The organism is Mycobacteriales bacterium, assembly GCA_040902655.1.
Taxonomy (GTDB): domain Bacteria; phylum Actinomycetota; class Actinomycetes; order Mycobacteriales; family SCTD01; genus SCTD01.
In genome coordinates this window covers 1-22,659 of the sequence record JBBDWV010000032.1, presented here as the reverse complement: position 1 = coordinate 22,659, position 22,659 = coordinate 1, and the positions used below count along the sequence as shown (strand labels likewise).

Below are 22,659 nucleotides of genomic sequence, written 5' to 3'. Positions count from 1 at the left end.
CCTACCCGACCTAGGAGTGTCTCGAGATGACCAGCAAGACGATCGTCCGCGCCGGCCTCGTCACCGCAGGCGCGCTGACTGCCGCCGTGCTCGCCGGAACGGCGGCACAGGCGGCGACCGCGGGCCAGGAGCATCGCGATCCGGGGATGGACCGGATGCACGAGCGCATGATGCAGACCCCGGGGATGGACCGGATGCACGAGCGCATGCAGGAAGGGACCACTGGGATGCCGATGATGCAGATGGGTCCCGCCACCCGTTGATGCCTGTGCGGCCAGGCGCGCAAGCGGCATCATGCCCGACATGAGCGACAGCCTGGAACGGGTGCGGAGGATCTACGACGACTCCGCGGACGGCTACGACCGCAAGATCCAGATCCCTGAGCGGTTGCTGTTCGGATCCGGCCGGCAGTGGGCGACGAGCCAGGCTGCCGGCCGGACGCTGGAGGTCGCTGCCGGCACCGGGCGGAACCTGCCGTACTACGAGCAGCACGTGGCGCTGACCGCCGTGGACCTGAGCGCCCGCATGCTCGCGCACGCCGAACGGCGCGCGGCTGCCCTCGGCCGTGACGTCGACGTCCGTGTTGCCGACGCGCAGGCGCTTCCGTTCGACGAGGCGTCCTTCGACACAGTCGTGGCGACGCTGGCGCTGTGCAGCATCCCCGACGACCGGGCCGCTGCGGCGGAGATGGTGCGGGTGCTGAAACCAGGGGGGCGTCTGGTGCTGCTCGAGCACGTCCGGAGTCCGCTCGCGCCCGTGCGGGCCGTGCAGCACGCCCTCGCTCCGCTGTTCCTGCGCTTCGAGGCCGACCACCTGCTCCGGGAGCCCGAGCGCAGGGTGCAGGAGGCCGGGCTGGAGGTCGAGCACTGCACGCGGTCGAAGCTGGGGCTCGTGCTGCGGCTCGTGGGGCGCAAGCCGAGGTAGTGCCTAACGGCCGCGGTAGAACACCTGGAACGTGTGGCCGCCGTCGCGGCTCCGCAGGATGCCGCGCTCGGCAACGGCGACGAAGATCGAGTGCCGACCGTCGACGGCGGCCACGGTCATCGCCTCCGGCTCACCGCCGACGCGTCCGCGTGCCGACCACGTGCGGCCCCGGTCTTCGCTGGCGTGCACGCCGCCGTCCTGGCTGACCGCTACCAGCTCGTCGTCCCAGCTCAGCACCGCCAGGTCCGGCGCACCTGCCAGCGACGCCCAGGTCCGCCCGCCGTCGGTGCTCGTGCGGGGCCCTGCCTCCGTCGCGGCGACGACCAGGTCCGGGTCCTGCGGGCTGACGGCGAAGTCCAGGACGACGAGCTGCGAGCGACGGTCCCAGCTCCGGCCGTCACCGCTGACCATGAACGTCTCGCTGGTCGAGTCGTAGGCGTAGATCCTGTCGTGCGCCGACCCGATCGCGTGGAAGTCCGCCTCTCCGCGCAGGGACAGCGGCGTCCACGACTGGCCGCCGTCGGTCGACTCGATCAGGCCGAGCAGCGGCGGGTTGTCCTCACGGAAGTCAGGATGACCCGACCCCAGGAAGCGGCCGGGCCCGACCACCTCGAAGCCCATGGTGTCCTGGTACCGGTTCGCCACCCGGGTCATCCGGCCGTCCTCCAGGCGCAGGAGGCCGAAGTGGGTGGCGGCGTAGAGCACCCCGTCAGCAGGGTCCACGCCGAGACCGTGCGTGTGCTCGATGCCCGGCTCGGGGAACTGACCTGCCGGCAGCGGCACCTCGCGCGCGGCCGGCTCCTGTCCCTTCAGCCAGACAGTCGCCGTACCGGCTCCGACCACGACGAGCCCGGCGACCACTGCCAGACGCATCCGCGCGCGGGTGGGTTGCTGATCGCCCACGTGGGCACCCTCCTCCTGGCGGTACTCTCATGGAGTATCAGAAGAAGACCCAGCGTAGTAGGCGATTACCTGTGGAGGCGACGTGAGCGAGGCAACGGTCGTACCGGGCCAAGGCGCTGACGCGTGCGACGTCGCGATGATGAGCGAGGAGCTGCGTGCCGACCTCCTCCTGCGACTGAAGAAGATCAACGGTCAGGTGAGCGCCATCGCCAGGATGGTGGAGCAGGACCGCTACTGCGTCGATGTGCTGCAGCAGGCCAACGCGGCCCAGTCGGCCCTCGAGGCCGTCAGCCGGAAGGTGGCCCGCAACTACCTGGAGCGGTGCGTCACCGACGCTGTCAAGCGCGGCGACCCGTTGATCTACGACGAGGTCATGCGCGTCGTGTTCCGGAACCGCTAGCTGTGCCGGCCCCCTCCGCCGCCCCCGCTGACACCGGGCGCGAGGCGCAGGTCTGGGGGCGCGTCCCGGGGCGGCGGCCTCCGCTGCCGGCCTGGGCGCCGCTGGCATGGTTCGTCGCGCTGGCCGTGGTGCTGACGTTCGTCGTCGTCACGCTGGTACGGCCGCCCGGCCTCCTTGATGATCCCGACCCCGCCTACCAGCGCGACGGGCTCCTGCTGAACGGCCCGGTTCTTCCCGAGCAGGTCGCAGGAGTGGGCTTCGGTGGCCGGGCGGTGGTCCTGCTGTTCGTCCGGGACGTGCCGCCGGCCGACGAACTCGCGGAATGGGCCGCAGCTGTGCCGGAGCCGGCCGAGCTCCGGGTGGTGCTGCCCGCGCCGGCCACCGACGACCTGCCGGTCCCGACGGTGGCCGACCCGCGCAACCGGCTCGCCGCGGCGGTGGACATGCCCGACCCCGCCGATGGAGGTCGGCCTGTCGGCTACGCCGTCGTCGACGCCGACCGGGTGGTGCGCTACGCCACGCTCGACCCGGACTACCTGGCCAACGCCTTCGAGGTCACGACCATCGTGGGGGCCGTGACATGACCAGCCCAGCGTGGTCGACGTCTTTCGCGCCGCTGCGCCCGCGCACGCTGCTGTGGCAGCTGGCCGTCCTCGTCGTCGCCGAGGTCGCGCTGTACTCCAGCTACGCCACCCACGAGGCGCGGTTCCACTGGGCGACGCACTTCCTGGTCGGCCTGACGGTCGCCGCGCTGTGGCGGGCGCTGTTCCTGCTCGTCGCCGCGCGGCCGACCCGCTTCCAGCTGCTGTCCGTCCTGGGCTTCCACCTGTGGGCGATGTGGCCGGATCTGATCTTCCGCGCCCCGGGCGTCCCGCACTACCACTGGATGGACTGGCTGGCGCTGGGGCACGTGAGCAGCCACTACCTGCCCGGCGGCGACACCACCTGGCTGGTCGTCGCGCTCACCGCCGCCGCCGGATACGCGCTGCTGCTCTCGCGGTGGCTCGCCTCCCGGCACGCCGAGGCGTCGGCAGGTCTGGCCCCCGCCGTCGGCGTCGGCGGCGGCGGGATCATCCGCCCGCAGCTGGACCCCAGGACGCACCAGCTCGCGCACGAGACGTTCGGGCCGCCGCTGCGGGAGGCAGCAGAGCCGCTGGTCTTCCTGCACGGGCTCGGCGCCACCTCCTCGACCTGGACGCCGACGGCCCGTCGGCTCGCGGAAGCCGGACATGCCTCCCTCGTGCCGGATCTGCTCGGCTTCGGCTCCTCGATGCGACTCGGCACGGTGTTCGACCTCGACGAGCAGGCCGCCGCGGTGGTCCGGCTCCTGGACCACGCGGGAGTCCGCCGCGCGCACCTGGTGGCGCACAGCTGGGGCGCGACGGTCGCGGCCGCTGTGACGCGGCACGATCCCGACCGGGTCGAGCGGCTGACCCTCGTCGCTCCGGCGGTGTTCGCCGACGTCGACACCGCGAAGGCCAGGTTCTCGAGCCGGTCCTGGTTGGCTCGGATGACGCTGAACGGCTCACCCGTGGGAGGATTCGTCTGCGGCCTGATGTGCCTGACCCGGCCGTTCGTCGCGCGGCTGGCGCCGCGGATGGAACCCGACGTGCCCGCCGAGGTGGCGCGTGACGGCGTGCAGCACAGCTTCGCCGCTTATTCCGACGCGCTGACGAGCATGTGGGAAGGCAACCCGCTCGTCGACCTGCTGCGGCAGCCGTCGTGCCCGGTCACGGTCCTGCTCGCCGAGCAGGACGCGACCGTCCTGCCGAGCGACGTCCTCGACCTGACTGCCGACTCCCGGGTGCGCATCCTGCGGCGTTCCGGACCGCACGGCATCGCGTACGAACAGCCCGACGTGATGGCCCAGCTGCTCCTCGAGCAGCTCCCGGCCCCCTCCACGGCACTCCCGCCGGCTCCCGAAGCCGGCAGACAAGGAGCTCTCCATGACCGCCGCTGACGTCGCCGTCGTCCTCGGCGGGATCGTGCTGATCGCCGTGCTTGCGTGGTACTTCTTCGCCCCGCGCAAGGCGACGCACGCTCAGCGGGAGAACGGCCGGCAGGTCGTCGACATCACCGTCAAGGGCGGGTACTCACCGAGCCTGGTCCGGGTCGAGGCCGGCAAGCCCGTACGGCTGCGGTTCGACCGCCAGGAGAACAGCGACTGCACCGCCCGCGTCGTGTTCCCCGACTTCCGCAAGAGCGCGTCGCTCGCCGCCTTCGGCACGACGACGCTCGACCTCGACGTGCAGGAGCCGGGGGAGTACGCGTGGGCGTGCGGCATGAACATGCTGCACGGGACGCTCATCGCGGAGGCACCCGAGGGCGACGAGTCCGGCAGCACGCTCGACAAGGCGCAGCATTCAGAGACGCGCCTGACCTCTCCCGAGCAGGGCGGCGACGACGTGGTCGAGGCGGCGCGCGGGGTGAACACCGAGAACCGCCAGACGGCTCGCGCGGTGGGCGTCGGGCCAGAGCTCGACGCGGAGGACGCCGAGGCGGAGGCGCACGACGCGGAGGTCCGCGACCTCAAGCGCCGGGTGGCGGTCGGTGCGCTGCTGACGCTGCCGGTCCTCTACGCGGCGATGGTGGAGCACTTCATCGGCGAGCAGTACGTGCCCGACGTCCTGGAGAACCGCTTCGTCCAGCTGCTGCTCACCCTGCCGGTGTTCTTCTGGGTCGGCTGGCCGATCCACAGCATCGGCTGGCGGGCGCTCGCCAACCGCAGCGCCGAGATGAACAGTCTCATCACGCTCGGCACCATCGCCGCCCTGGGCTACAGCCTGGTGGCCACGTTCATCCCGAACGTCCTGCCCGAGCAGGTGCGGGACGTGTACTACGAGGTCGTCTCCTTCATTATCACCGTCATCCTGCTCGGGCGGCTGGTCGAGGCGCGGGCCCGGGCCGGCACCGGCGACGCCATCCGCGCCCTCGTCGAGCTCGCGCCCGCCACCGCGCACGTGCTGCGCGACGGTCAGGAGGTCGAGGTCGGCGTCGACGACGTCCGGGTCGACGACCAGATCCGGGTCCGGCCCGGCGAGAAGATCCCGGTCGACGGCGAGATCGTCGACGGCACCTCCACGATCGATGAGTCCATGGTCACGGGGGAGTCCGTACCCGTGTCGAAGTCGGCCGGCGAGCAGGTCATCGGCGCCACCGTCAACCAGACCGGCGCGTTCACCATGCGCGCCACCAGGGTCGGGTCCGAGACGGCGCTCGCGCAGATCATCAAGCTGGTCCAGGAGGCGCAGAGCTCCAAGGCGCCGATCCAGCGACTGGTCGACGTCGTGGCCTCCTACTTCGTCCCGGCCGCCATCTTCATCGCGATCACCGCTTTCGTGCTGTGGTCCGTGCTCGGCTCGCAGCTCACACTCGCCGTCGTGGCTGCCGTGACCGTACTGGTGATCGCCTGCCCGTGCGCCCTCGGTCTCGCCACGCCTTTGTCGATCATGGTCGGCACCGGGAAGGGCGCGCAGAACGGCGTGCTGGTCAAGGACGCCGAGGCGCTCGAGACCGCTCACAAGCTCGACACGGTCGTGCTCGACAAGACCGGCACGATCACCCGCGGCAAGCCCTCGCTGACCGACATCGTCCCGGTCGGCGGCCAGGACGAGATGGAGCTGCTGCGACTGGTCGCCTCGGCCGAGGTCGACAGCGAGCACCCGCTGGCAGCGGCGATCGTCGGCGGCGCGAAGGAGCGGGGGCTCGACCTGGCCCGGGTCACGACGTTCGACTCCGTGACCGGCAAGGGGATCCGAGCCGCCGTTGAAGGGCGCGAGTTGCTCATCGGCAACGCCCGGCTCCTGCGTGACGCCGACATCGCCACCGGCGAGCTCGAGCAGCATGCCGACCGGCTCGCCGACGACGGCAAGACGCCGATGTATGTCGCGATCGACGGCCGCGCCGCCGGCTTGGTGGCCGTGGCGGACACCATCAAGCCCGACAGCGTGGCGGCCATCCGGGCGCTGCGCGACCTGGGGCTCGAAGTCGCGATGATCACCGGTGACAACGAGCGCACAGCCAACGCGGTCGCCCGGCAGGTAGGCATCGACCGGGTTCTCGCCGACGTGCTACCCGATCAGAAGGCCGCCGAGGTCCGGGCGCTGCAGGACGAGGGCAAGCTCGTCGGGATGGTCGGCGACGGCATCAACGACAACCCGGCCCTCGCGCAGGCCGACGTCGGCATCGCGATCGGGACCGGCACCGACGTCGCGATCGAGGCGGCCGACGTCACCCTGATGTCCGGCGAGCTCAAGGGCCTGGTGACCGCGATCGCGCTGTCCAAGGCGACGATGCGCAACATCAAGCAGAACCTCGTCCTGGCATTCGGCTACAACGCCGCCGCGATCCCCGTCGCGGCCGGCGTGCTGTACCCCTTCACCGGGGTCCTGCTGTCACCACTGATCGCGGCCGCTGCCATGGCGTTGTCCAGCATCAGCGTGGTCCTCAACTCGACCCGGCTCAATGCGTTCACGGCCCCGCAGTTGCCCGGCGCCGAGCGCTACCCGTCCGAGCAGCCGGAGTCGATGGACGCGGCGGCGAACAGCGGCGGTGCACGGTGAGCGCATCGATGCCATCGGGTGTGCTGGCCCGGGCGCAGCGGGTCGTGCAGAACAGCCGCGCCATCCCGAACGCCGCCCACCGCACCTTCGGCCGGTTCAGCGAGGTCGGGACGGAGCCGTTCCTCGCGCCGGGCGAGGTCGCGTGGACGGCCCTGCTCGAGCAGCACTACCCGGCCATTCGCGCAGAGGCCGAGCGGGTCCTGCAGGTACGCGACGCGCTGCCGAACTTCCAGGACATCGCCCCCGACCAGATCAACCTGTCCGACGACGACCGGTGGAAGACGTTCTGGTTCGTCGGCTACGACGTCTGGGACGACCCCAACTGCCTGCGCTGCACGGCCACCGCTGCCGTCCTGCGCGCCATCCCCGGCGTCATCACCGGCTTCTTCTCGATCCTCGGGCCGGGCAAGCGTCTGCCGCCGCACTACGGCCCGTACCGGGGCGTGCTGCGTCATCACCTGGCGCTGATCGTCCCCGAACCCGGCGAGAAGTGCGGCATCCGCGTCGGCGACCAGACCCGGCACTGGACCGAGGGGCGATCGCTGGTCTTCGACGACACCTACGAGCACGAGGCCTGGAACGACACCGGCGGCGAGCGGGTCGTGCTGTTCCTCGACATCAAGCGGCCGTTGCGGCCTCCGATGAACCGCATCAACGACGGCATCATCAAGGCCGTCTCGAAGTCGCCGTTCATCAAGAGCGCCCGTGCCCAGCATGTCGCCCGCGAGGAGCGGTTCACCGCCGCCTGGAACGCCGTCGTCGGCGCGCCAGGCAGCGCGCCGGTCAGCAAGCATGGTTAGCGCAGCTCAGCACGGGCGCCCATCCTGCGGGCTGATGCGCTCTCACCCGGACCGACACACCTCTGCGGTAGGTGTGCGGCGGCACACGAGGAGGAGGTGAACGGGAGCCGAGGCAGGCCAGGCCTACGGGCGGCCGGGCGCGAGTACGTCGACGAGGTCCTCGACGACCGGCTACCGGGGCTCGCTGCAGAGACCGCGTTCTTCGTCGTCCTCAGCATGTTCCCCGCGCTGCTGGTGGGCGGGAGCCTGCTCGGGCTGCTCGAGGCGCTGGTCGGCAACGGCGTGGCGGAGCAGGCGCGCGACCGTGTGCTCGACCTGCTGTCGCTGGTGCTGACGGACGAGGCCTCAGGCGTGTTGGAGTCGGTCCGCTCGCTGTTCGAGGAGTCCCGCGGCGGCTTGCTGACGTTCGCCACTGCCGGTGCACTGGTCTCGCTGTCGGGAGCGTTCGCCGTCGCCATCAACGCCCTCAACCTCGCGCACGACGTCGCCGAGATGCGCAGCTGGCTGCGGCGGCGGCTGCTCGGACTCGTGATGGCGATCGGCACGCTGCTGCTCGGTGTCCTCGGGTTGGGCGTCCTCGTCGTCGGTCCGCTGTTCGGCCGCGGCGAACAGCTCGCCGAGCTGGTCGGGCTCGGCTCGGCCTTCACCTTCGTGTGGAACGGCATGCGCCTGCCGGCCATGGCTCTGCTGCTGCTCGCCTGGGCAACGATCCTGCTGCGGACGGCGCCGAGTCGGCGCGTGCGGTGGCGAGACGCCCTGCCCGGCGCGCTGCTGGCGGGTGCGCTGTGGGGTCTGGCAACGGTCGGCTTCCGGATCTACCTGGGCTTCGCGGCCGAGAGCAACCGGGTCCTCGGCGCCTTCGGCGGCGGGGCCATCGTCATGACGTGGACCTACCTGTTGAGTCTCGGGTTGCTGCTCGGCGGCGAACTCAACGCGGTGCTGGTGCAGCGCCGGGAGGTGTCGGGCACGGAGGGGCAGCAGCTGACGCTGTTCGACGCGGGCAGACGAGGTCACTGACGGGACGAGCCACACGTACGCGTCCGGGACCGACCTGGCACCTCCGTTCCTGGCACCTCTCTCGCCGGCACCTGCCTTTCCTGGCAGGCGACGGAGAGCCGCCGGCCGCCGGTCCTGCTACTACACTTTCTCGTAGGAGGTGGAGCATGCGTCCGTTCGGACAGCTGGAAGCCGCGGTGATGGAGTGCCTGTGGGCGCGCAACGAGCCCGCCAGTGTCCGCGACGTGCTCGGAGAGCTGGAGACGGGCAAGCAGCTGGCGTACACCACTGTCATGACGGTGCTGGACAACCTGCACCGCAAGGGCGTCGTGACCCGGGAGATGAGCGGTCGGGCGTGGATGTACCAGCCGTCCTGGGACCGTGAGGAGCACGCTGCGATGCTGCTGCGCGAGGTGCTCGGAAGGTCCTCCGACCGCCAAGCCGTGCTGATGCACTTCGTCTCCGAGCTCGAGCCCGACGCCGTCGCCGAGTTGACAGCAGCAGTGAAGGCCGCGAGGAAGCGCCCGCGCTCGTGACGGCGCTGTCGCTGCTGGGTCTTGCTGTCGTACTCATGCTCGGCGGTGCCCAGCTGCGGCGGGTTCGCCTGTTCGATGCGCTTCCGCGGGTGGGGGTGCTCGCGTGGCAGGTGCTGTCCCTGGCTGCGCTGGCGAGCGTCGCGTTGGCAGGAGCCACCCTGATCGTGCCGAGCAGCGATCTCGGGCATGGCCTTGCCACCTTCCTGCGCGCATGCATCTACACCGTCCAGGCCGCTTACAGCGCGCCGACGCAGTTCCCGGCGGTGACTGCCGGAGTCCTGCTCGCCGCCGCGTCGACCCTGTGGCCGGCCGGGTGGGTCAGCGCTCACCTCATGGCGGCATACCGGGAGCGCCGCCGGAGCCGGGATGCCCTGGCTCTGGTGTCACGCGACGACGCGGTGCTGGGCGCGACGCTCGTCGACGCAGACGTCGCTGCGGCGTACTGCCTGCCCGGCCGGCACGGCCGGATCGTCCTGACCACTGCCGCTGTCGCTGCGCTGGACGAGGACGAGCTCGCCGCGGTGATCGCTCACGAGCGGGCTCACCTGCGCGAACGGCACCACCTGGTGGTGGGCGCCGCGAGCGGCGTCGTGCGCGCCTTCCCGGGCGTTCCGCTGTTCGCCACTGCTGCATCGGAGATCGCACGCCTGGTCGAGCTCTGTGCCGACGACGCCGCCGCCCGCGACACCGATCAGATCAGCGTGGCTGCCGCGCTGGTGACACTCGCGGGGATGCGCGCGCCGCGCGCAGCGCTTGCCGCCGCCGACCGCGGCGGAGCGGCCAGGGTGAGCCGGTTGCTCGGTCCGGTGGCACCCGTCGGCATTGCGCGGCCGATCGCCGCGCTCTGCGGGCTCACCGTGGTCCTGCTGGCTCCCGCGGTACTGGCTGCCTATCCCGCCCTGGCCGCCGCAGGAGCAGACGTCTGCACGGTCCCGTCGATCAGCGCGTGATCTGCCGGCGACCGGAGCGGCTGGGCCGACAGGCCGATCACCCGGAGATCGCACGTCGCGGCAGGTCTGGTGCCGGTTGCGGAACACGGTGCACAACCGCTTCGTTCTACTATCTTGGATCGTTTTTCTCAGCAGAGCCAGGAGACTCATGAACTCGCGCAGCACGAAGCCGCGGCAGAACAACGCCAAGAGCCGGACAGGAGGCGCCGCCAGGGGCGGAAGCAGCGCCGCGATCGGCGTCAGCGTCGTGGTGGCGGTTCTCGCGATCGGCGTCCTCTTCTTCCTCGCGCGTGGGGACAGCGACACTGATACCGCCGCCCCCGCGGGGATGGCGCACGTGCACGGTCTGGCCGTCGATCCCGCGAACGGTGAGCTGCTCGCTGGGACGCACTTCGGTGCGTTCCGCATCGCCGAGGACGGCAGCGTCGAGCAGTTCGGCCCGACGCAGGACTTCATGGGCTTCAGCGTCGCGGGCCCCGGCCACTATCTCGCCAGTGGGCACCCCGGCGCCGGTCAGGGCGGTCCCGGAAACCTCGGCCTCATCGAGAGCACCGACGGCGGCCAGACCTGGGAGACCGTCTCGCTCGAGGGCAAGGCGGACTTCCACACGCTCGAGGCGCGACACGGGAGGGTGTACGGGCACTCCGGCGGACAACTGATGGTGTCCGAGGACAAGAAGACCTGGGACGAGCGGGCCAGCATCCCGCTGGCCGACCTGGCGGTCAGCCCGGACGACGCGGACACCATCCTGGTGACCACTCAGCAGGGGCTCGGAGCCAGCAACGACGGTGGGCGCAGCTTCCAGGTGGTCCCCGACACGCCGATCCTGGCCCTGCTCGCCTGGACGGAGGACGGGATGCTCGTCGGGGTCGACCCGAACGGCGGCGTGCAGGTCAGCGCCGATGGCGGCAGGACCTGGGATCTGCGGGGCACCGCCGGAGGGCAGCCCGCGGCGGTCACTGCGGACGGCGACGACGTGTTCGTCGCGACGCGGGACGGCAGGGTCGTCGAGTCGAACGACGCTGGAAGGACCTTCGGCGTGCGTTACCAGGAAGCGTGACCAGGCTGGCCTGACCTCTACTACCGGACGTCGTACTGTGCTCGTACGAACGGCCTGACCCGCGAGCCCGGTGCAGCGGCATGTCTCCACAGGCGCCGACGAGGGAGCTATGGGTGCCGTCTGCTGATCGTCGTCGATCCGGTGATCATGCGGTAGGTGCCGCGCCGGGCGCTGTGCCGACCCCGCGTGCGCGGACCTCTGATTCAGCCCAGTCCGAGCAGGGCTGCCATCAGCGCGGCGACGGCCAGCAACACCCCGATGATGGCGAAGACGGTCTGCCGGACCTGCAGCGTGATCGCGGTGGTGATCTCGCCGCGGAACGCCGCGGTGATCTCCGCGGTCTGGCGGGCGAACCGCTCCTCGAGCTGCGCGAACTGTTCGTCGACCCGCGCGAACTGTTCGTCGACCCGCGCGAACTGCCCGTCGACGCGCTGCTCGAAGTGCACCAACCGGTCGTCCGTCCGGTCGAGGCGGTGCGTGAGCCGTTGTTCCGTGGCAGCCAGCTCGTGTCGGGTGGTGGTGGCCAGCTCGTCGAGGTCACGTCGGGTGGCCAGCTCTGACCAGCCGGTCGGCGGGAGGTGGTCCATGAGCACGTCGCCCTGTCCCACGCCCAGCACCTCCTCGAGACGGTCGTGCAGCATTCGTCGGGCCCGTTCGTCCACCGCCATGGTCGCACCTCCACGATGATCGGACCACCGGCTGTCGCTCTGCTGCCGTCCCGGCGAAGGAATGTGGAGGCTCGGGTGGCTGTCCACAGCGCGCAGCGCCGTCTGGGCCGGGATGATCCCTAGCCGTGCGAGCTCTGGCTGCCGTACGAGTCTGGCGCTGAGACCCAGCTTGGCTGCTGGACGCCGGCTGCGGCACGACCCCGGACCGGGCGGCCACACCGGACACTCACCGCGACACCGACCACCTGTGCAGGCGCCGTCCACCTGTGCAGGCGGCACCGGGACGGGGCGTCACGAATGGCCGTGACTCTGTGTGCGTCCCCGTGACGGCCCTGGCCGCCGTTCAGCCGACCGGCTCGCGGCGGCCGCCCGCCGGCCCGGGACCTCCAGCGGCTCCGGGATTCTCGGTGACGGCTCCACCCACAGGGCGCGGGCCAGCCACGACGGCAGCCACCAGTTCCACTCACCGAGCAGCGAGACCAGCGCCGGCACCAGCAGCGCCCGCACGATGGTCGCGTCGATGAGGATGCCGACGCCCAGCGCGGTGGCCAGGATCTTGATGTCGGTCCCGGGCGCCGAGGCCAGCGCCGTGAAGGCCAGGAACAGGATCAGCGCGGCGCAGGTGACCAGCCGGCCGGTCCGGCCCAGTCCCTCGACGACAGCGGTCCTGGTCGACCCGCTGCGGTCGTACTCCTCCCGCATGCGCGAGAGGATGAAGACCTCGTAGTCCATCGACAGGCCGAACAGGAAGGCGAAGATCAGCACCGGCAGCCAGAAGGTCACCGCCCCCGTCTCGGCGATGCCGAACACCTGCTCCGAGCCGAGGCCCTCCTGCCAGAACAGCACGACGAAGCCGAAGGTGGCCGCGACCGACACGACGTTCAGCAGGACCGCCTTGAGTGGCAGCAGCAGCGAGCGGAAGGCGCGCACCAGCAGCAGGAACGTCGTCAGCGCAATGAGCGCCATGACCAGCGGGAAGCGGGCGAAGACGGCGTCGTTGTAGTCGAGGACGGTCGCGCCCGGACCGGCCACGCCGACCACGCCCGGTACCGGGGCGATCGCGTCCCGGATCCGCTCGACGACACCGGCCCGCTGCAGGTCGACGAGTTCCTCGTCGGGCACCACGTGCACCACGGAACTGTCCGGCAGCCGCCACCCGTCCGGGGCCACCGCGAACGCGACGCCGTCGACGCCGTTCAGCAGCCGGACCACCTCCTGGGCTCCGGCCCCCGTGTCGTCGCCGCGTAGGAGCACCTCGAGCGGGGTGACGACCCCGCGCGGCACCCCGCCGTCGTGCAGGTCGGCAAGTGTCTCGACCGCCGGGCCGCGGGTGGCCAGCGACTCGGTGCGCGGCTGGCCGACCGTGATGCCGAACACGGGCGCCACAAGAGCCCCGAGCAGCGCGGTGCCGACTGCGGCGGCCAGCCAGCGACGGCGGGTGATGCCACGGGCCCAGGCCGTCCAGCCCCGGGAGGCGGAGTTCTCGTGCCTGATCCGTGGCCAGTCGACCCGCGGCCCGACGCCGGCGAGCACGGCCGGCAGCAGGGTGAGCACGACGGCCGCACTGACGACGGGGATGAGCATGCCGCCGAACCCCATGCTGCGCAGGAACGGCACCGGCACGACGACGAGGGCGACCAGCGAGATGGCGACGGTGCCTGCCGAGGCGAGCACGGCGTGGCCGGCCGTGCGCATCGACTCGACGACCGCCGCATCGTTGCCGGCCCCGTGCTCGCGCTCCTCCCGCCACCGGGTGACGACGAGCAGCGAGTAGTCGATCGCCAGCCCCAGACCCACCAGCGCGACGAGGAACTGCACGACGAAGCTGACATCGGTGAGATAGCTGAGGGCGAGCACGCACAGGAACGTCGACAGGATCGACACCGCCGCGACCAGCAGCGGCACGAGGGCCAGGAACGACGCGAAGACGAACAGCAGCACGACCAGCGCGCCGGCCGCTCCGAGCAGCGTCTCGCTGAGGACACTCGGCGGCTCCGCTTCGGCCCCGCTGCCGGCATTGCCTTCGGACAACTGGAAATAGCCGGTCGTGCGTACGTCGAGGCCGGTGCGCTGCTCCTGCTCGGCGAGGTACGGGGTGAGCGTGCGGAAGGCCGGCTCGAAGGTGAAGCCGGTGAAGCGCTCGTCGACGACCACGCCGTACGCCGTCCGACCGTCCTCGGCACGGAACCGGTCGGCGGCGGCACCGGCGATGCCGCTCCACAGCACGCGGTACTGCGGGAACTGCGCATCGATGCCGCGGAAGACGGCGTCGACCTGCTCCCGGTGGTCGGCGACGGTGCTGCCGCCGGGAGCCGTCACCACGACCAGCGTGGTGCCCTCGTCCGGGCCGTTGCCGTAGATCTCGAGCAGCTGCTTCTCGGTCTCGTACCCCTGCTGGCCGGGCAGGGAGAAGTCGAACGTCAGCCGCTCGGTGGTGGCGCCGGCGGTCGCGGCGCCGGCCAGCAGGGCCAGCAGCCAGCAGACGGTGACGAGTGTCTTGTGGCGCAGGACGAATTCGGCAAGACGCACCACGGCGGATCCTCCATGACGCAAGCGGTCTGACCGGGGCAGGATGCCGATATCCGGCTGCGTTGTCTCTGCGGAGGTCACCCGGAAACGGGCGGGGGACAACCCCCGGCTGCGTCGGGGTGGCAGCCTGGTTCCGCCTGGACCCGTCAGCGCCTAGCGTCCGCCTCGTGCCCTCACCCACCGATCTGCTCCGCGCCCCCGGGAGCGCAGCGGCGTGGACGGCGACGGTGCACGTCGTGCTCGGCCTGCCGTGGGCACTGCTGAGTGCCCCCGTGCTGCTGGTCCTGCTGGCGCTGACGGTCGGGCTGCTCCCGCTCGCGCTGCTCGGGCTGCTTCCGCTGTGGTGCGCGCTGCGGGTGGCGTGGCTGGTCGCGGCCGGCGACGTGCTCCGTGCCCGGCTGGTCCTGCGTGAGGTGATCGAGCCGGCCCCACGGCAGCCGCGCGGGCGCCTGCTGCCCGATCTGCGCAGTGCCGCCGCCTGGCGGGCGCTGTGCTACGCGCTGCTGCTGCTGCCGACGAACGTCCTGTCGGCCGCCGTCGTGGTGGGCGCCTGGTCGGTCGGGCTGACGTTGACGGCACTTCCTGCGTACGCCGCGCTGCTCCCGCCGGACGACACGCTCCGGCTCGGCGGTGCGCCGTCGGTGGCCCTCGCCACGCTGGTCGGCATCGCGATCCTGCTGGCCGCACCGTGGCTCGCCCGCGGCACCGCCTGCCTGCAGGTCGCCCTGCTGCGCGCGCTGACCGGACGGCCGGACCGGCAGCAGCTGACCGCCAGGGTGGAGGACCTCGAGGTCAGCCGCGCCGGTGTCCTCGACGCGGCCGACGCCGAACGGCGACGGATCGAGCGGGACCTGCACGACGGTGCGCAGCCCCGGCTGGTGCGGGTGGCGCTGGACCTGGGCATGGCGCGGGCCAAGCTGGACGACGACCCGGCGGCGGTCCGGGCGCTGCTGGACTCGGCGCACGAGGAGGCCAAGCACGCGCTGGCCGACCTGCGCGACCTGGTTCGCGGCATCCATCCCAGCGTGCTGACCGACCGGGGGCTGGGGGCCGCTCTTCCACCGTTGGCCGCGCGACTGCCGGTGGACGTCGACCTGCGTGTGGAGGTCCCTGCGCGGCCGCCGCGCGCCGTCGAGGCGGCGGCGTACTTCGTGGTGTCCGAAGCGCTGACGAACGCGGTCAAGCACGGCGGTGGCTCGGCGGTGCGGGTCGACGTCCAGCGGGACGGGCCGAGCCTTCGGGTGCTGGTCGCCGACGACGGACCGGGCGGAGCGGTGCTGCACCCGGACGGCGGACTGGCCGGTCTGCAACGACGCGTGGCGGCGGTCGACGGCGTGCTGCGCGTCGACAGCCCGCCGGGCTCCGGCACCCGGATCGAGGCGGTGCTCCCGTGCGGATCGTGATCGCGGAGGATTCGGTGCTGCTGCGTGAGGGGCTGGTGCACCTGCTCGCCGACGCGCGTATGGAGGTCGTCGCCGCCGTGCCGGACGCCGAGGCGCTGCTGCGTGCCGTGGACCAGCACGCGCCGGACGCGGCGGTGGTCGACGTGCGGATGCCGCCGACCTGGACCGACGAGGGGGTACGGGCAGCGGTCGCCCTGCGCAGCAACACGCCGCCGCTGCCGGTCCTGCTGCTGAGCCAGTACGTCGAGGAGCACTACGCCGCCGACCTGATCGCGTCGGACACCCGCGGGGTGGGCTACCTGCTCAAGGACCGGGTGGCCGACGTCGGCGGCTTCGTGGCGGCGCTGCGCCGAGTGGCCGCGGGGGGCACCGCGCTGGACCCGGAGGTCGTCTCCCAGCTGCTCCTGCGCGGCCGTCGCGAGAACCCGCTCGGACAGCTCACGCCACGGGAGCACGACGTCCTGCGGCTGATGGCGGAGGGCCGCAGCAACAGCGGCATCGCGGAGGCACTCGTCGTCACTCCCGGGGCGGTTGAGAAGCACGTGGCGGGGATCTTCGGCAAGCTGCGGCTGGCTCCGGCCGACACCGACCACCGCCGGGTGCTCGCGGTGCTGCGCTGGCTGGGAGCTGCCACATGACCGGTCGCGGTGGGCTGCTGGCCCTGGGCTCGGTGCTGACGGCGCTGCTGCTGACGGCCGGGATCACCGGCACGGCCGCCCTCGTCGCTCGGCAGGAGGCGGTGGAGCACCGGGTCGTCGTGGCGACCGCCGAGGTCGGGATCCGCAGTGCCGGACGCGTCGTCGTGCGGGGCGCCGACCGGACCGACCTGCGGATCACCTCCCGGCTGCGCTGGGCATTCGGCCGTCCGGCGGTCGAGGTCGTCAGTGGCGGCGGGCGTACCGACCTCCGTACCCGCTGTCCCGCAGGGCACCTGTTGCAGTGCCGGGTCGAGCTGCTCGTGGAGGTGCCGCGCGGGACGTCGGTGCAGATCCGCGGGGGCGGGGTCGACGTCACCGACCTGGACGGCCCGCTCGAGGTGGCGTCGCATGGGGCAGCGGTCGACGTCCGCGACGCGCACGACGTGCGGATCTCCGCGTCCGGCGGACAAGTGCGGGTCACCAGGATCTCCGGTCGCGTCGAGGTCGAGCTCCGCGGGGGCAGCCTGCGTGCAGAACAGCTGACCGCACAGCAAATCTCGGTCGACTCCCGAGGCGGCCGGGTCCGGGTGGACGTCGCCAGCCCGCCCCGCAGGGTGGAGATCGAGGCGCGGGGCGGCGGCGTCGACGTGCTGCTCCCCCGGGTCGAGGGTGGCTACGACGTGCAGTCCTCGGTCGTCGGCGGACAAAGCCGGGTGGAGGTCGACAGCAGGCCCGGCTCCGGACGGGTCGTGCGCCTCGACAGCCACGGCGGCCGGGTCCGCGTCGCCTACCGGTGAGATCCCTCAGCCCGACCGCAGCTCGAACCACACCGTCTTGCCGTAGCGCTCGTCGCGCACGCCCCAGCGGGCGGCCAGCTCGTCGAGAATGCGCACGCCCCGACCGTCCAGCGCATCGGCGTCCTCACCGGGCAGTTGCGGGTGGCGGGAATTCTCGTCCGCGACCTCGATCCGCAAGCGGCCCTGCCCGGCGAGCACGCGCAGCCGGACCTCGCTGCGCCCATGGATGATCGCGTTGGTCACGACCTCGCTGGTGAGCAGGACGAGGTCCTCGGCGGTTCCGGGGTCCACCACCAGCTGCCGGCACCGCGCCAGGACGAAGCGCCGGGCCGAGTGCACCGAACCAGGCACCGGTGGCAGGACCAGCTCGGCGCCGTCGCGGTCCGCCCCGCCGGCGCTCACGCCGGCTCCGGTGCAGGCGCCGGGTGGACCCGTAGGGCGAGCAGCGCGATGTCATCCTCGGCCGGCGACCCGAGCCGCTCGAGCAGGGCGTCGCACAACGCCTCGAGCTCCTCGCCCGCGAGCTCCTGGACCACCTCCGCCAGCTGGTGCACACCCTCGTCGAGGTCGGTGTGGCGACGCTCCACGAGGCCGTCGGTGTAGATCAGCACGGTCGCACCCGGCTCGATGTCACGCTGGTGGTCGCGCCGCACGGTGTCGGCGTCCAGGCCGAGCAGCAGGTCGGCCGGGGTACGCAGGACGTGCACGGCGCCGTCGGGCTGCACCAGGAGTGGGGGCGGGTGGCCGGCGTTGGACCAGCGGAGCACCCGCCGTGGACCGTCGCCTTCGATCCGCGCCAGCACCGCCGTGGCCAGCGAGTCGACCGCCAGGTCGCGCAGCGCACGGTCCAGCGCGGACAGGACCGCCGCCGGAGGCTTGCCGATGGTGTAGGCGATGCCCCGGAGCAGGTTGCGGATCTGGCCCATGGCGGCGGCCGCGTCCCGGTCGTGCCCGGCCACGTCGCCGACGACCACCGAGGTGGACCCGTCGGAGGTGACGAACGCGTCGTACCAGTCGCCGCCGATCTGCGCGTCCCGCACGGCCGGGCGGTAGCGGACCGCGATCTGCAGCTGGGGCGGTTGCGGCGGTTCGGTGAGCAGGCTGCGCTGCAGCGTCTCCGACATCCGCCGGGTGGCGGCGGCGGCGCTGCGCTCGGCCGAGCGGGTCTGGATGCGCTCCAGGCCCTGCGCGCACTGCGCCCCGAGCGCCTCCAGCACCTCCAGCTCCTCGGGCGGGAACGTCCGCGGCTCCCGCCAGCCGACGCTGAGCGAGCCGAGCAGCCGGTCCTCGCTGCGCAGTGGCAGGCAGGCCCAGGCCTGACAGCTGGTGGCCTCCAGGACCTCCGGCGTGCCCGGGCCCCAGGCGAGCAGCGCCTCGGCGTCCGGCAGCAGGATCCGCTCCCCGGTCGCGGCGGCGACCGAGACGGGCAGCGGGCCGTCCAGTGGCAGCTCCGCGTAGTCGACCTGCGTCCGGACGCCGAGCGAGGCGGTGATGGCCAGCTGCAGGACGTCGCCTACGCGTACGGCGACGGCACCGCCGTCGGCGCCCAGGGCGACCAGACCACGCTCGACGATCACCGTCGCCAGGTCCTCCACGGTCTGTGCCGTGCTGAGCTGGACCGCCACCTCTGCCAGGCTGGCGATTCGCCGGCTGGCGATCTCGCGGGCCCGCACGGCGGCGGACAGCTCCTGCCCGCGCGCGAACAGGTGGGTCTCGATCTCCTCGACCTTGCGTCGCCAGGCCTCCCCGCGTTCGCGCTCGGCCGCACCGCGCTCGCGCTCGCGGATGTAGTCGGTGACGTCCTCGGCCCGCTGCACCACCAGGACGGTGCGGCCCTGCTCGTCCAGCACCGGAACGCTGATCAGCGACCAGAAGCGCTCGACGAACTCACCGGTCCCGGTGTCCGGGATGTCGTACTTCTGGATGGGCATGGTGTCCGGCCGACCGGTGTCGCGGGCCCGCTCGAAGGAGACCTGGACCCGCGAGACCCCGCTGTCGTCCAGGGCGTCCGGCCTCGGCGGGAAGGCCTCGAAGACCGGGCGGCCGACGAGGTCCTCGCGGGTGCGCCCGACGGCGGCGAGATAGGCGTCGTTGGCCTCGGCGATGACCAGGTCGGGCGTCAGGACGAGATACGGCGTGGGAAGGGCGGCGAACAGCGCTGCGTAGTCCACGCCCCGTCCTTCCCGCCTCCGGCGCACGGACCGGCCCAGCGGGCACGTCCCTGTTCGCGCCCCCGCCAGCATTGCACCGCGGGGACCGGCGCGGGCCGCCGGGGGACGGTGCGCAAGGCTGGGGAGCTGATCACGCGAGCTGATGTACGAAAGGAACCTATGGCGACGGCGAACGAGCCGGCGAGCTTCGCCGACCTGGCGCTGCGCGCCGAGCTGCTCGCCGCACTGACCGCGCTGGGTTACGAGGAGCCGACGCCGATTCAGCGGGAGGCGATCCCGCCGCTGCTCGAGGGGCGTGACCTGCTGGGTCAGGCCGCCACCGGTACCGGCAAGACCGCGGCGTTCGCTCTGCCGCTGCTCCAGCGACTGGAGCGGCGTGGCGGACGCGGCGGCGGCGCGCCGGTCTCCCTGGTGCTCGCTCCGACCCGTGAGCTGGCGATGCAGGTCAGCGAGGCCGTCCATCGCTACGGCAGGGACCTTTTCGGGCCGGGTGCCGGGGCCCGGGTGCTGCCTGTGTACGGCGGCCAGCCGATCGGCCGGCAGCTTCGCGAGCTCGAGCGAGGCGTCGACATCGTGGTCGGCACCCCCGGCCGGGTGACCGACCACATCACCCGCGGCACCCTCGACCTGTCCGAGCTGCTCACCGTGGTGCTCGACGAGGCGGACGAGATGCTGGACATGGGCTTCGCCGACGACATCGAGGCGATCCTGGAGGACACCCCTGCCGGCCGCCAGACGGTGTTGTTCTCGGCCACCATGCCGTCGCGCGTCGACCGGATCGCCCGACGCCACCTTCGCGACCCGGTGCGCATCGAGATCCACCGCGAGCAGGCGCAGGCGGGGGAGGCGCCCAAGGTGCGGCAGAGCGCGTACGTCGTCGCGCGCCCGCACAAGCCGGCTGCCCTCGGCCGGGTGCTGGACGTCGAGTCGCCCGAGGCCGCGATCGTCTTCTGCCGTACGAGGGAGGAGGTCGACGCGCTGACGGAGACGCTCAACGGCCGGGGCTACCGCGCGGAGGCGCTGCACGGGGGACTCGGCCAGGAGCAGCGCGACAAGGTCATGGGCCGGCTACGCAGCCGCACCGCCGACCTGCTGATCGCCACCGACGTCGCTGCCCGCGGGCTGGACGTCGAGCACCTGACGCACGTCGTGAACTACAACGTGCCGTCGACCCCGGAGGCGTATGTCCACCGCATCGGCCGGGTCGGCCGGGCGGGGCGGGAGGGCATGGCCATCACGCTGGCCGAACCGCGCGAGCACCGGATGCTCAAGACGATCGAGCGGGTCACCGGACAGCGGATCGTGGTCGAGAAGGTGCCGACGGTCGCCGACCTGCGCGCGCGCCGGCTGGAGCTCACCCGGGCGGCGCTGCACGAGGCTTTGATCGAGGACGACCTGGACGGTTACTCGGTCGTGCTGGACGCCCTGACCGACGAGTTCGACGTGGTGCAGGTGGCGCTGGCGGCGGTCAAGCTGGCGCACGAGACGACGACGGGACCTGCCGGCGAGGACGACGAGGACATCCCGGCGGTGGCGCCGCGACCGGCCCCAGCGGCGTCACCGGGCCCGGTCGCAGGTCGCGGACGCCCCGCTGCGGAGCGCCCCGTGCGCAAGGCCCGGACCGACAACACCCGGCTGTTCGTCGGGCTCGGCCGCGCGGCGGGTGTGCGGCCGCAGGACCTGGTCGGTGCGATCACCGGCGAGTCCAGCCTGAGCGGCCGGGACATCGGCGCCATCGAGATCGCGGACCGCTTCTCCCTGGTGGAGATCCCCGAGGCCGCCGCGGGCGAGGTCGTCCAGGCGCTGCGCGCGACGCAGATCAAGGGCCGCAAGGCGACGGTGCGCCTGGACCGCGGCCGGGGCCCGGGCTGAGACGGCTACCGTGCTCCGGTGACCTCTCTCTCGTACTGTGCCCCCTGCATCGCCGACCTCGCCCTGGTTCGCGAGGCCGCCACCTCCGTGGCGGGCACCGCGGCCTGCATGGCCCACGCCGTCCTGCTGACCCACTCCTCGGACGACCCGGGTCGACGCCGCCAGCGCCTGGACGCCCTGCGCGACCTGGCGCACAGCAAGGCCGAGAATGCCGATCCGGCCGAGCAGGCCAAGATGGAACTGCTCGTCCAGGAGTACGGGCTGGCCGGCGCCATGGACATGGGCGGGCCGGGCCGGCGTGCGCCGCAGGTCGCGTCGCGGCAAGGTGCGCCCAGCGCGCCGGGCGAGGGCCGCAAGTCCCGCCGTGGGCGCCCCCGTCCGGACTCCCGGCCGGCGGGTGAGCCCGGCGAGCGGCAGGCCGGCGGTCGCGGTCAGCGGCGACCGGGCCAGGGGGAGAGTGCGCCCGTCACGGCGGCGCCCGGCCCGGCCGGTGAGGACGTCCCGGTCGGGGCCGTCGTGCCGGCCGCGGGCGGGAGCGACGTCTCGGGTTCCACTCCAGCCACGCCCGCACCGGAACAGGCCGCACCCGCGCCGGCCGCACCAGAGCAGGTCACGCCGGCCGCGCCCCAGCCGGCACCGGGGCAGGTCGCTGCGCCGGAGCCGGCTGCGGCACCCGCGTCGGCTCCGGACGACTCGGTGTCGGCTCCGGAGAACTAGGACTGGTGCACCCGACCGGGGGAATCGTCCGGCCGATCGTGCGGTTGACTGTCAGTGCCGACCCGATACATGGCCCCCGGTCCCAACACAGTCGCCAAGAGCGACACACCGCCGTGAGGCGACCTGACGGGAAGGCGCAAGGCAGCCGCTCCGGGCGACCGGGGCGGCTGACTTGTTCTCCAGGGACCCGCCCGGGCCCCCGCCCGCCCGGACACGAGCCCGCCCGGACCCAGCCAGTCGAGGAGTCGCGTGACCAGCGAGCGTCCACCCCGCTGCCGGCCTCTGCCGTCGCACCTCGTCGAGGCGGTGGCCGCGGCCGAACCGACCGCCAGCCATCCCGAGGTGCTCGACCGGCTTGAGGCGGCACTGGCCGCTCTGCCGCCCGCCGAGCGGGCCGCGGTCGTCGCCGCACACGGCTACGCCGAGGGCCCGGTCGGTGCCGCGATGGAGCTCGAGGTCGAGCCGGGCGAAGCCGACGCGCTGGCCCGCAACGGCCTGCAGCTACTGCGCGCCGCGCTGGCCGACCTGGAGTGCTAGTGCTCCGTAGCACGAGGTGGGGCGGGGGCCTGTCGACGGCTGTCAAGGACACCGGCTGCCAACGGCCCGGCCGACCAGAGCCACTCGCGCGTCGATGTGCGCCGCACGGGGGTGTACACCACAGGTCAACATTTCTGGATTCTTGACCTGTGCTGCAACACCCCCGACAGCACACATGTCTCCGGAGCGGCATCTG

22 protein-coding genes are annotated in these 22,659 nt (G+C 72.4%); 17 read left to right on the top strand and 5 right to left on the bottom strand.

All coding sequences use genetic code 11. The features are described 5' to 3' along the window. Positions 1–26: 26 nt before the first annotated feature. Positions 27–263, top strand: coding sequence for a hypothetical protein (locus WD794_09550; GenBank protein MEX2290555.1), 237 nt, complete (start codon positions 27–29; stop codon positions 261–263). Between the two features lie 40 nt (positions 264–303). Continuing rightward, complete coding sequence (locus WD794_09545) at positions 304–924, top strand: class I SAM-dependent methyltransferase (GenBank protein MEX2290554.1); 621 nt, start codon at positions 304–306, stop codon at positions 922–924. A 3-nt stretch (positions 925–927) separates the two neighbouring features. Here WD794_09545 and WD794_09540 read toward each other — a convergent pair whose 3' ends face one another. Next, positions 928–1,827: an exo-alpha-sialidase gene (locus tag WD794_09540; protein ID MEX2290553.1), complete on the bottom strand. Its 900-nt coding sequence runs from the start codon at positions 1,825–1,827 to the stop codon at positions 928–930. 82 nt (positions 1,828–1,909) lie between these two features. Here WD794_09540 and WD794_09535 point away from each other — a divergent pair, with 82 nt between their 5' ends. The 9 genes from WD794_09535 (at position 1,910) to WD794_09495 (ending at position 11,131) form a co-directional block, all read left to right on the top strand. Then, positions 1,910–2,227: a metal-sensitive transcriptional regulator gene (locus WD794_09535; GenBank protein MEX2290552.1), complete on the top strand. Its 318-nt coding sequence runs from the start codon at positions 1,910–1,912 to the stop codon at positions 2,225–2,227. A gap of 2 nt (positions 2,228–2,229) precedes the next feature. Continuing rightward, positions 2,230–2,811, top strand: a complete 582-nt coding sequence (locus WD794_09530; protein ID MEX2290551.1) for a hypothetical protein — start codon at positions 2,230–2,232, stop codon at positions 2,809–2,811. After that, complete coding sequence (locus WD794_09525) at positions 2,808–4,187, top strand: alpha/beta fold hydrolase (GenBank protein MEX2290550.1); 1,380 nt, start codon at positions 2,808–2,810, stop codon at positions 4,185–4,187. Before WD794_09530 ends, WD794_09525 begins: the two co-directional genes overlap by 4 nt. After that, positions 4,174–6,789 carry a heavy metal translocating P-type ATPase gene (locus tag WD794_09520; GenBank protein MEX2290549.1) on the top strand — a complete coding sequence of 872 codons (2,616 nt, stop codon included), beginning with the start codon at positions 4,174–4,176 and terminating at the stop codon, positions 6,787–6,789. The genes WD794_09525 and WD794_09520 overlap by 14 nt, the downstream gene beginning before the upstream one ends. Beyond that, complete coding sequence (locus WD794_09515) at positions 6,786–7,589, top strand: aspartyl/asparaginyl beta-hydroxylase domain-containing protein (GenBank protein ID MEX2290548.1); 804 nt, start codon at positions 6,786–6,788, stop codon at positions 7,587–7,589. The genes WD794_09520 and WD794_09515 overlap by 4 nt, the downstream gene beginning before the upstream one ends. Before the next feature lie 96 nt (positions 7,590–7,685). Beyond that, positions 7,686–8,606 (top strand): YihY/virulence factor BrkB family protein, encoded by a 921-nt coding sequence (locus WD794_09510; GenBank protein ID MEX2290547.1) that lies wholly within the window; start codon positions 7,686–7,688, stop codon positions 8,604–8,606. A 146-nt stretch (positions 8,607–8,752) separates the two neighbouring features. Continuing rightward, positions 8,753–9,121 (top strand): BlaI/MecI/CopY family transcriptional regulator, encoded by a 369-nt coding sequence (locus WD794_09505; protein ID MEX2290546.1) that lies wholly within the window; start codon positions 8,753–8,755, stop codon positions 9,119–9,121. Further along, positions 9,118–10,071, top strand: coding sequence for a M56 family metallopeptidase (locus tag WD794_09500; protein MEX2290545.1), 954 nt, complete (start codon positions 9,118–9,120; stop codon positions 10,069–10,071). The genes WD794_09505 and WD794_09500 overlap by 4 nt, the downstream gene beginning before the upstream one ends. A 148-nt stretch (positions 10,072–10,219) precedes the next feature. After that, the gene (locus WD794_09495; protein ID MEX2290544.1) at positions 10,220–11,131 is read left to right on the top strand and encodes an exo-alpha-sialidase; all 912 of its coding nucleotides are present in this window, start codon (positions 10,220–10,222) and stop codon (positions 11,129–11,131) included. 203 nt (positions 11,132–11,334) lie between these two features. On the opposite strand, the gene WD794_09490 is transcribed toward WD794_09495, so the two are convergent. Then, positions 11,335–11,799 carry a hypothetical protein gene (locus WD794_09490; protein MEX2290543.1) on the bottom strand — a complete coding sequence of 155 codons (465 nt, stop codon included), beginning with the start codon at positions 11,797–11,799 and terminating at the stop codon, positions 11,335–11,337. A gap of 291 nt (positions 11,800–12,090) precedes the next feature. Further along, entirely contained in the window at positions 12,091–14,331 is a 2,241-nt protein-coding gene (locus WD794_09485) for an MMPL family transporter (GenBank protein ID MEX2290542.1), read from the bottom strand. 164 nt (positions 14,332–14,495) lie between these two features. Between WD794_09485 and WD794_09480 the strand changes: the two genes are divergently transcribed. From WD794_09480 to WD794_09470, 3 genes are read left to right on the top strand one after another with little or no spacing between them, the layout of a single operon-like run. Next, positions 14,496–15,731 (top strand): sensor domain-containing protein, encoded by a 1,236-nt coding sequence (locus tag WD794_09480; GenBank protein ID MEX2290541.1) that lies wholly within the window; start codon positions 14,496–14,498, stop codon positions 15,729–15,731. Further along, on the top strand, positions 15,719–16,369 hold the full coding sequence (locus WD794_09475; protein ID MEX2290540.1) for a response regulator transcription factor: 651 nt from the start codon (positions 15,719–15,721) through the stop codon (positions 16,367–16,369). Before WD794_09480 ends, WD794_09475 begins: the two co-directional genes overlap by 13 nt. Further along, positions 16,366–17,166, top strand: a complete 801-nt coding sequence (locus tag WD794_09470; protein MEX2290539.1) for a hypothetical protein — start codon at positions 16,366–16,368, stop codon at positions 17,164–17,166. The genes WD794_09475 and WD794_09470 overlap by 4 nt, the downstream gene beginning before the upstream one ends. Positions 17,167–17,172: 6 nt before the next feature. Here the strand turns inward: WD794_09470 and WD794_09465 are convergent, their stop codons facing one another. Both WD794_09465 and WD794_09460 read right to left on the bottom strand, forming a co-directional pair. Continuing rightward, the gene (locus WD794_09465; protein MEX2290538.1) at positions 17,173–17,568 is read right to left on the bottom strand and encodes an ATP-binding protein; all 396 of its coding nucleotides are present in this window, start codon (positions 17,566–17,568) and stop codon (positions 17,173–17,175) included. Beyond that, the gene (locus WD794_09460; GenBank protein MEX2290537.1) at positions 17,565–19,337 is read right to left on the bottom strand and encodes a SpoIIE family protein phosphatase; all 1,773 of its coding nucleotides are present in this window, start codon (positions 19,335–19,337) and stop codon (positions 17,565–17,567) included. Before WD794_09460 ends, WD794_09465 begins: the two co-directional genes overlap by 4 nt. A 159-nt stretch (positions 19,338–19,496) precedes the next feature. Between WD794_09460 and WD794_09455 the strand changes: the two genes are divergently transcribed. The 3 genes from WD794_09455 (at position 19,497) to WD794_09445 (ending at position 22,463) form a co-directional block, all read left to right on the top strand. Continuing rightward, complete coding sequence (locus WD794_09455) at positions 19,497–21,209, top strand: DEAD/DEAH box helicase (protein MEX2290536.1); 1,713 nt, start codon at positions 19,497–19,499, stop codon at positions 21,207–21,209. Positions 21,210–21,227: 18 nt separating this feature from the next. Next, entirely contained in the window at positions 21,228–21,926 is a 699-nt protein-coding gene (locus tag WD794_09450; GenBank protein MEX2290535.1) for a hypothetical protein, read from the top strand. A 249-nt stretch (positions 21,927–22,175) separates the two neighbouring features. Continuing rightward, on the top strand, positions 22,176–22,463 hold the full coding sequence (locus WD794_09445; GenBank protein ID MEX2290534.1) for a hypothetical protein: 288 nt from the start codon (positions 22,176–22,178) through the stop codon (positions 22,461–22,463). Positions 22,464–22,659 lie beyond the last annotated feature (196 nt).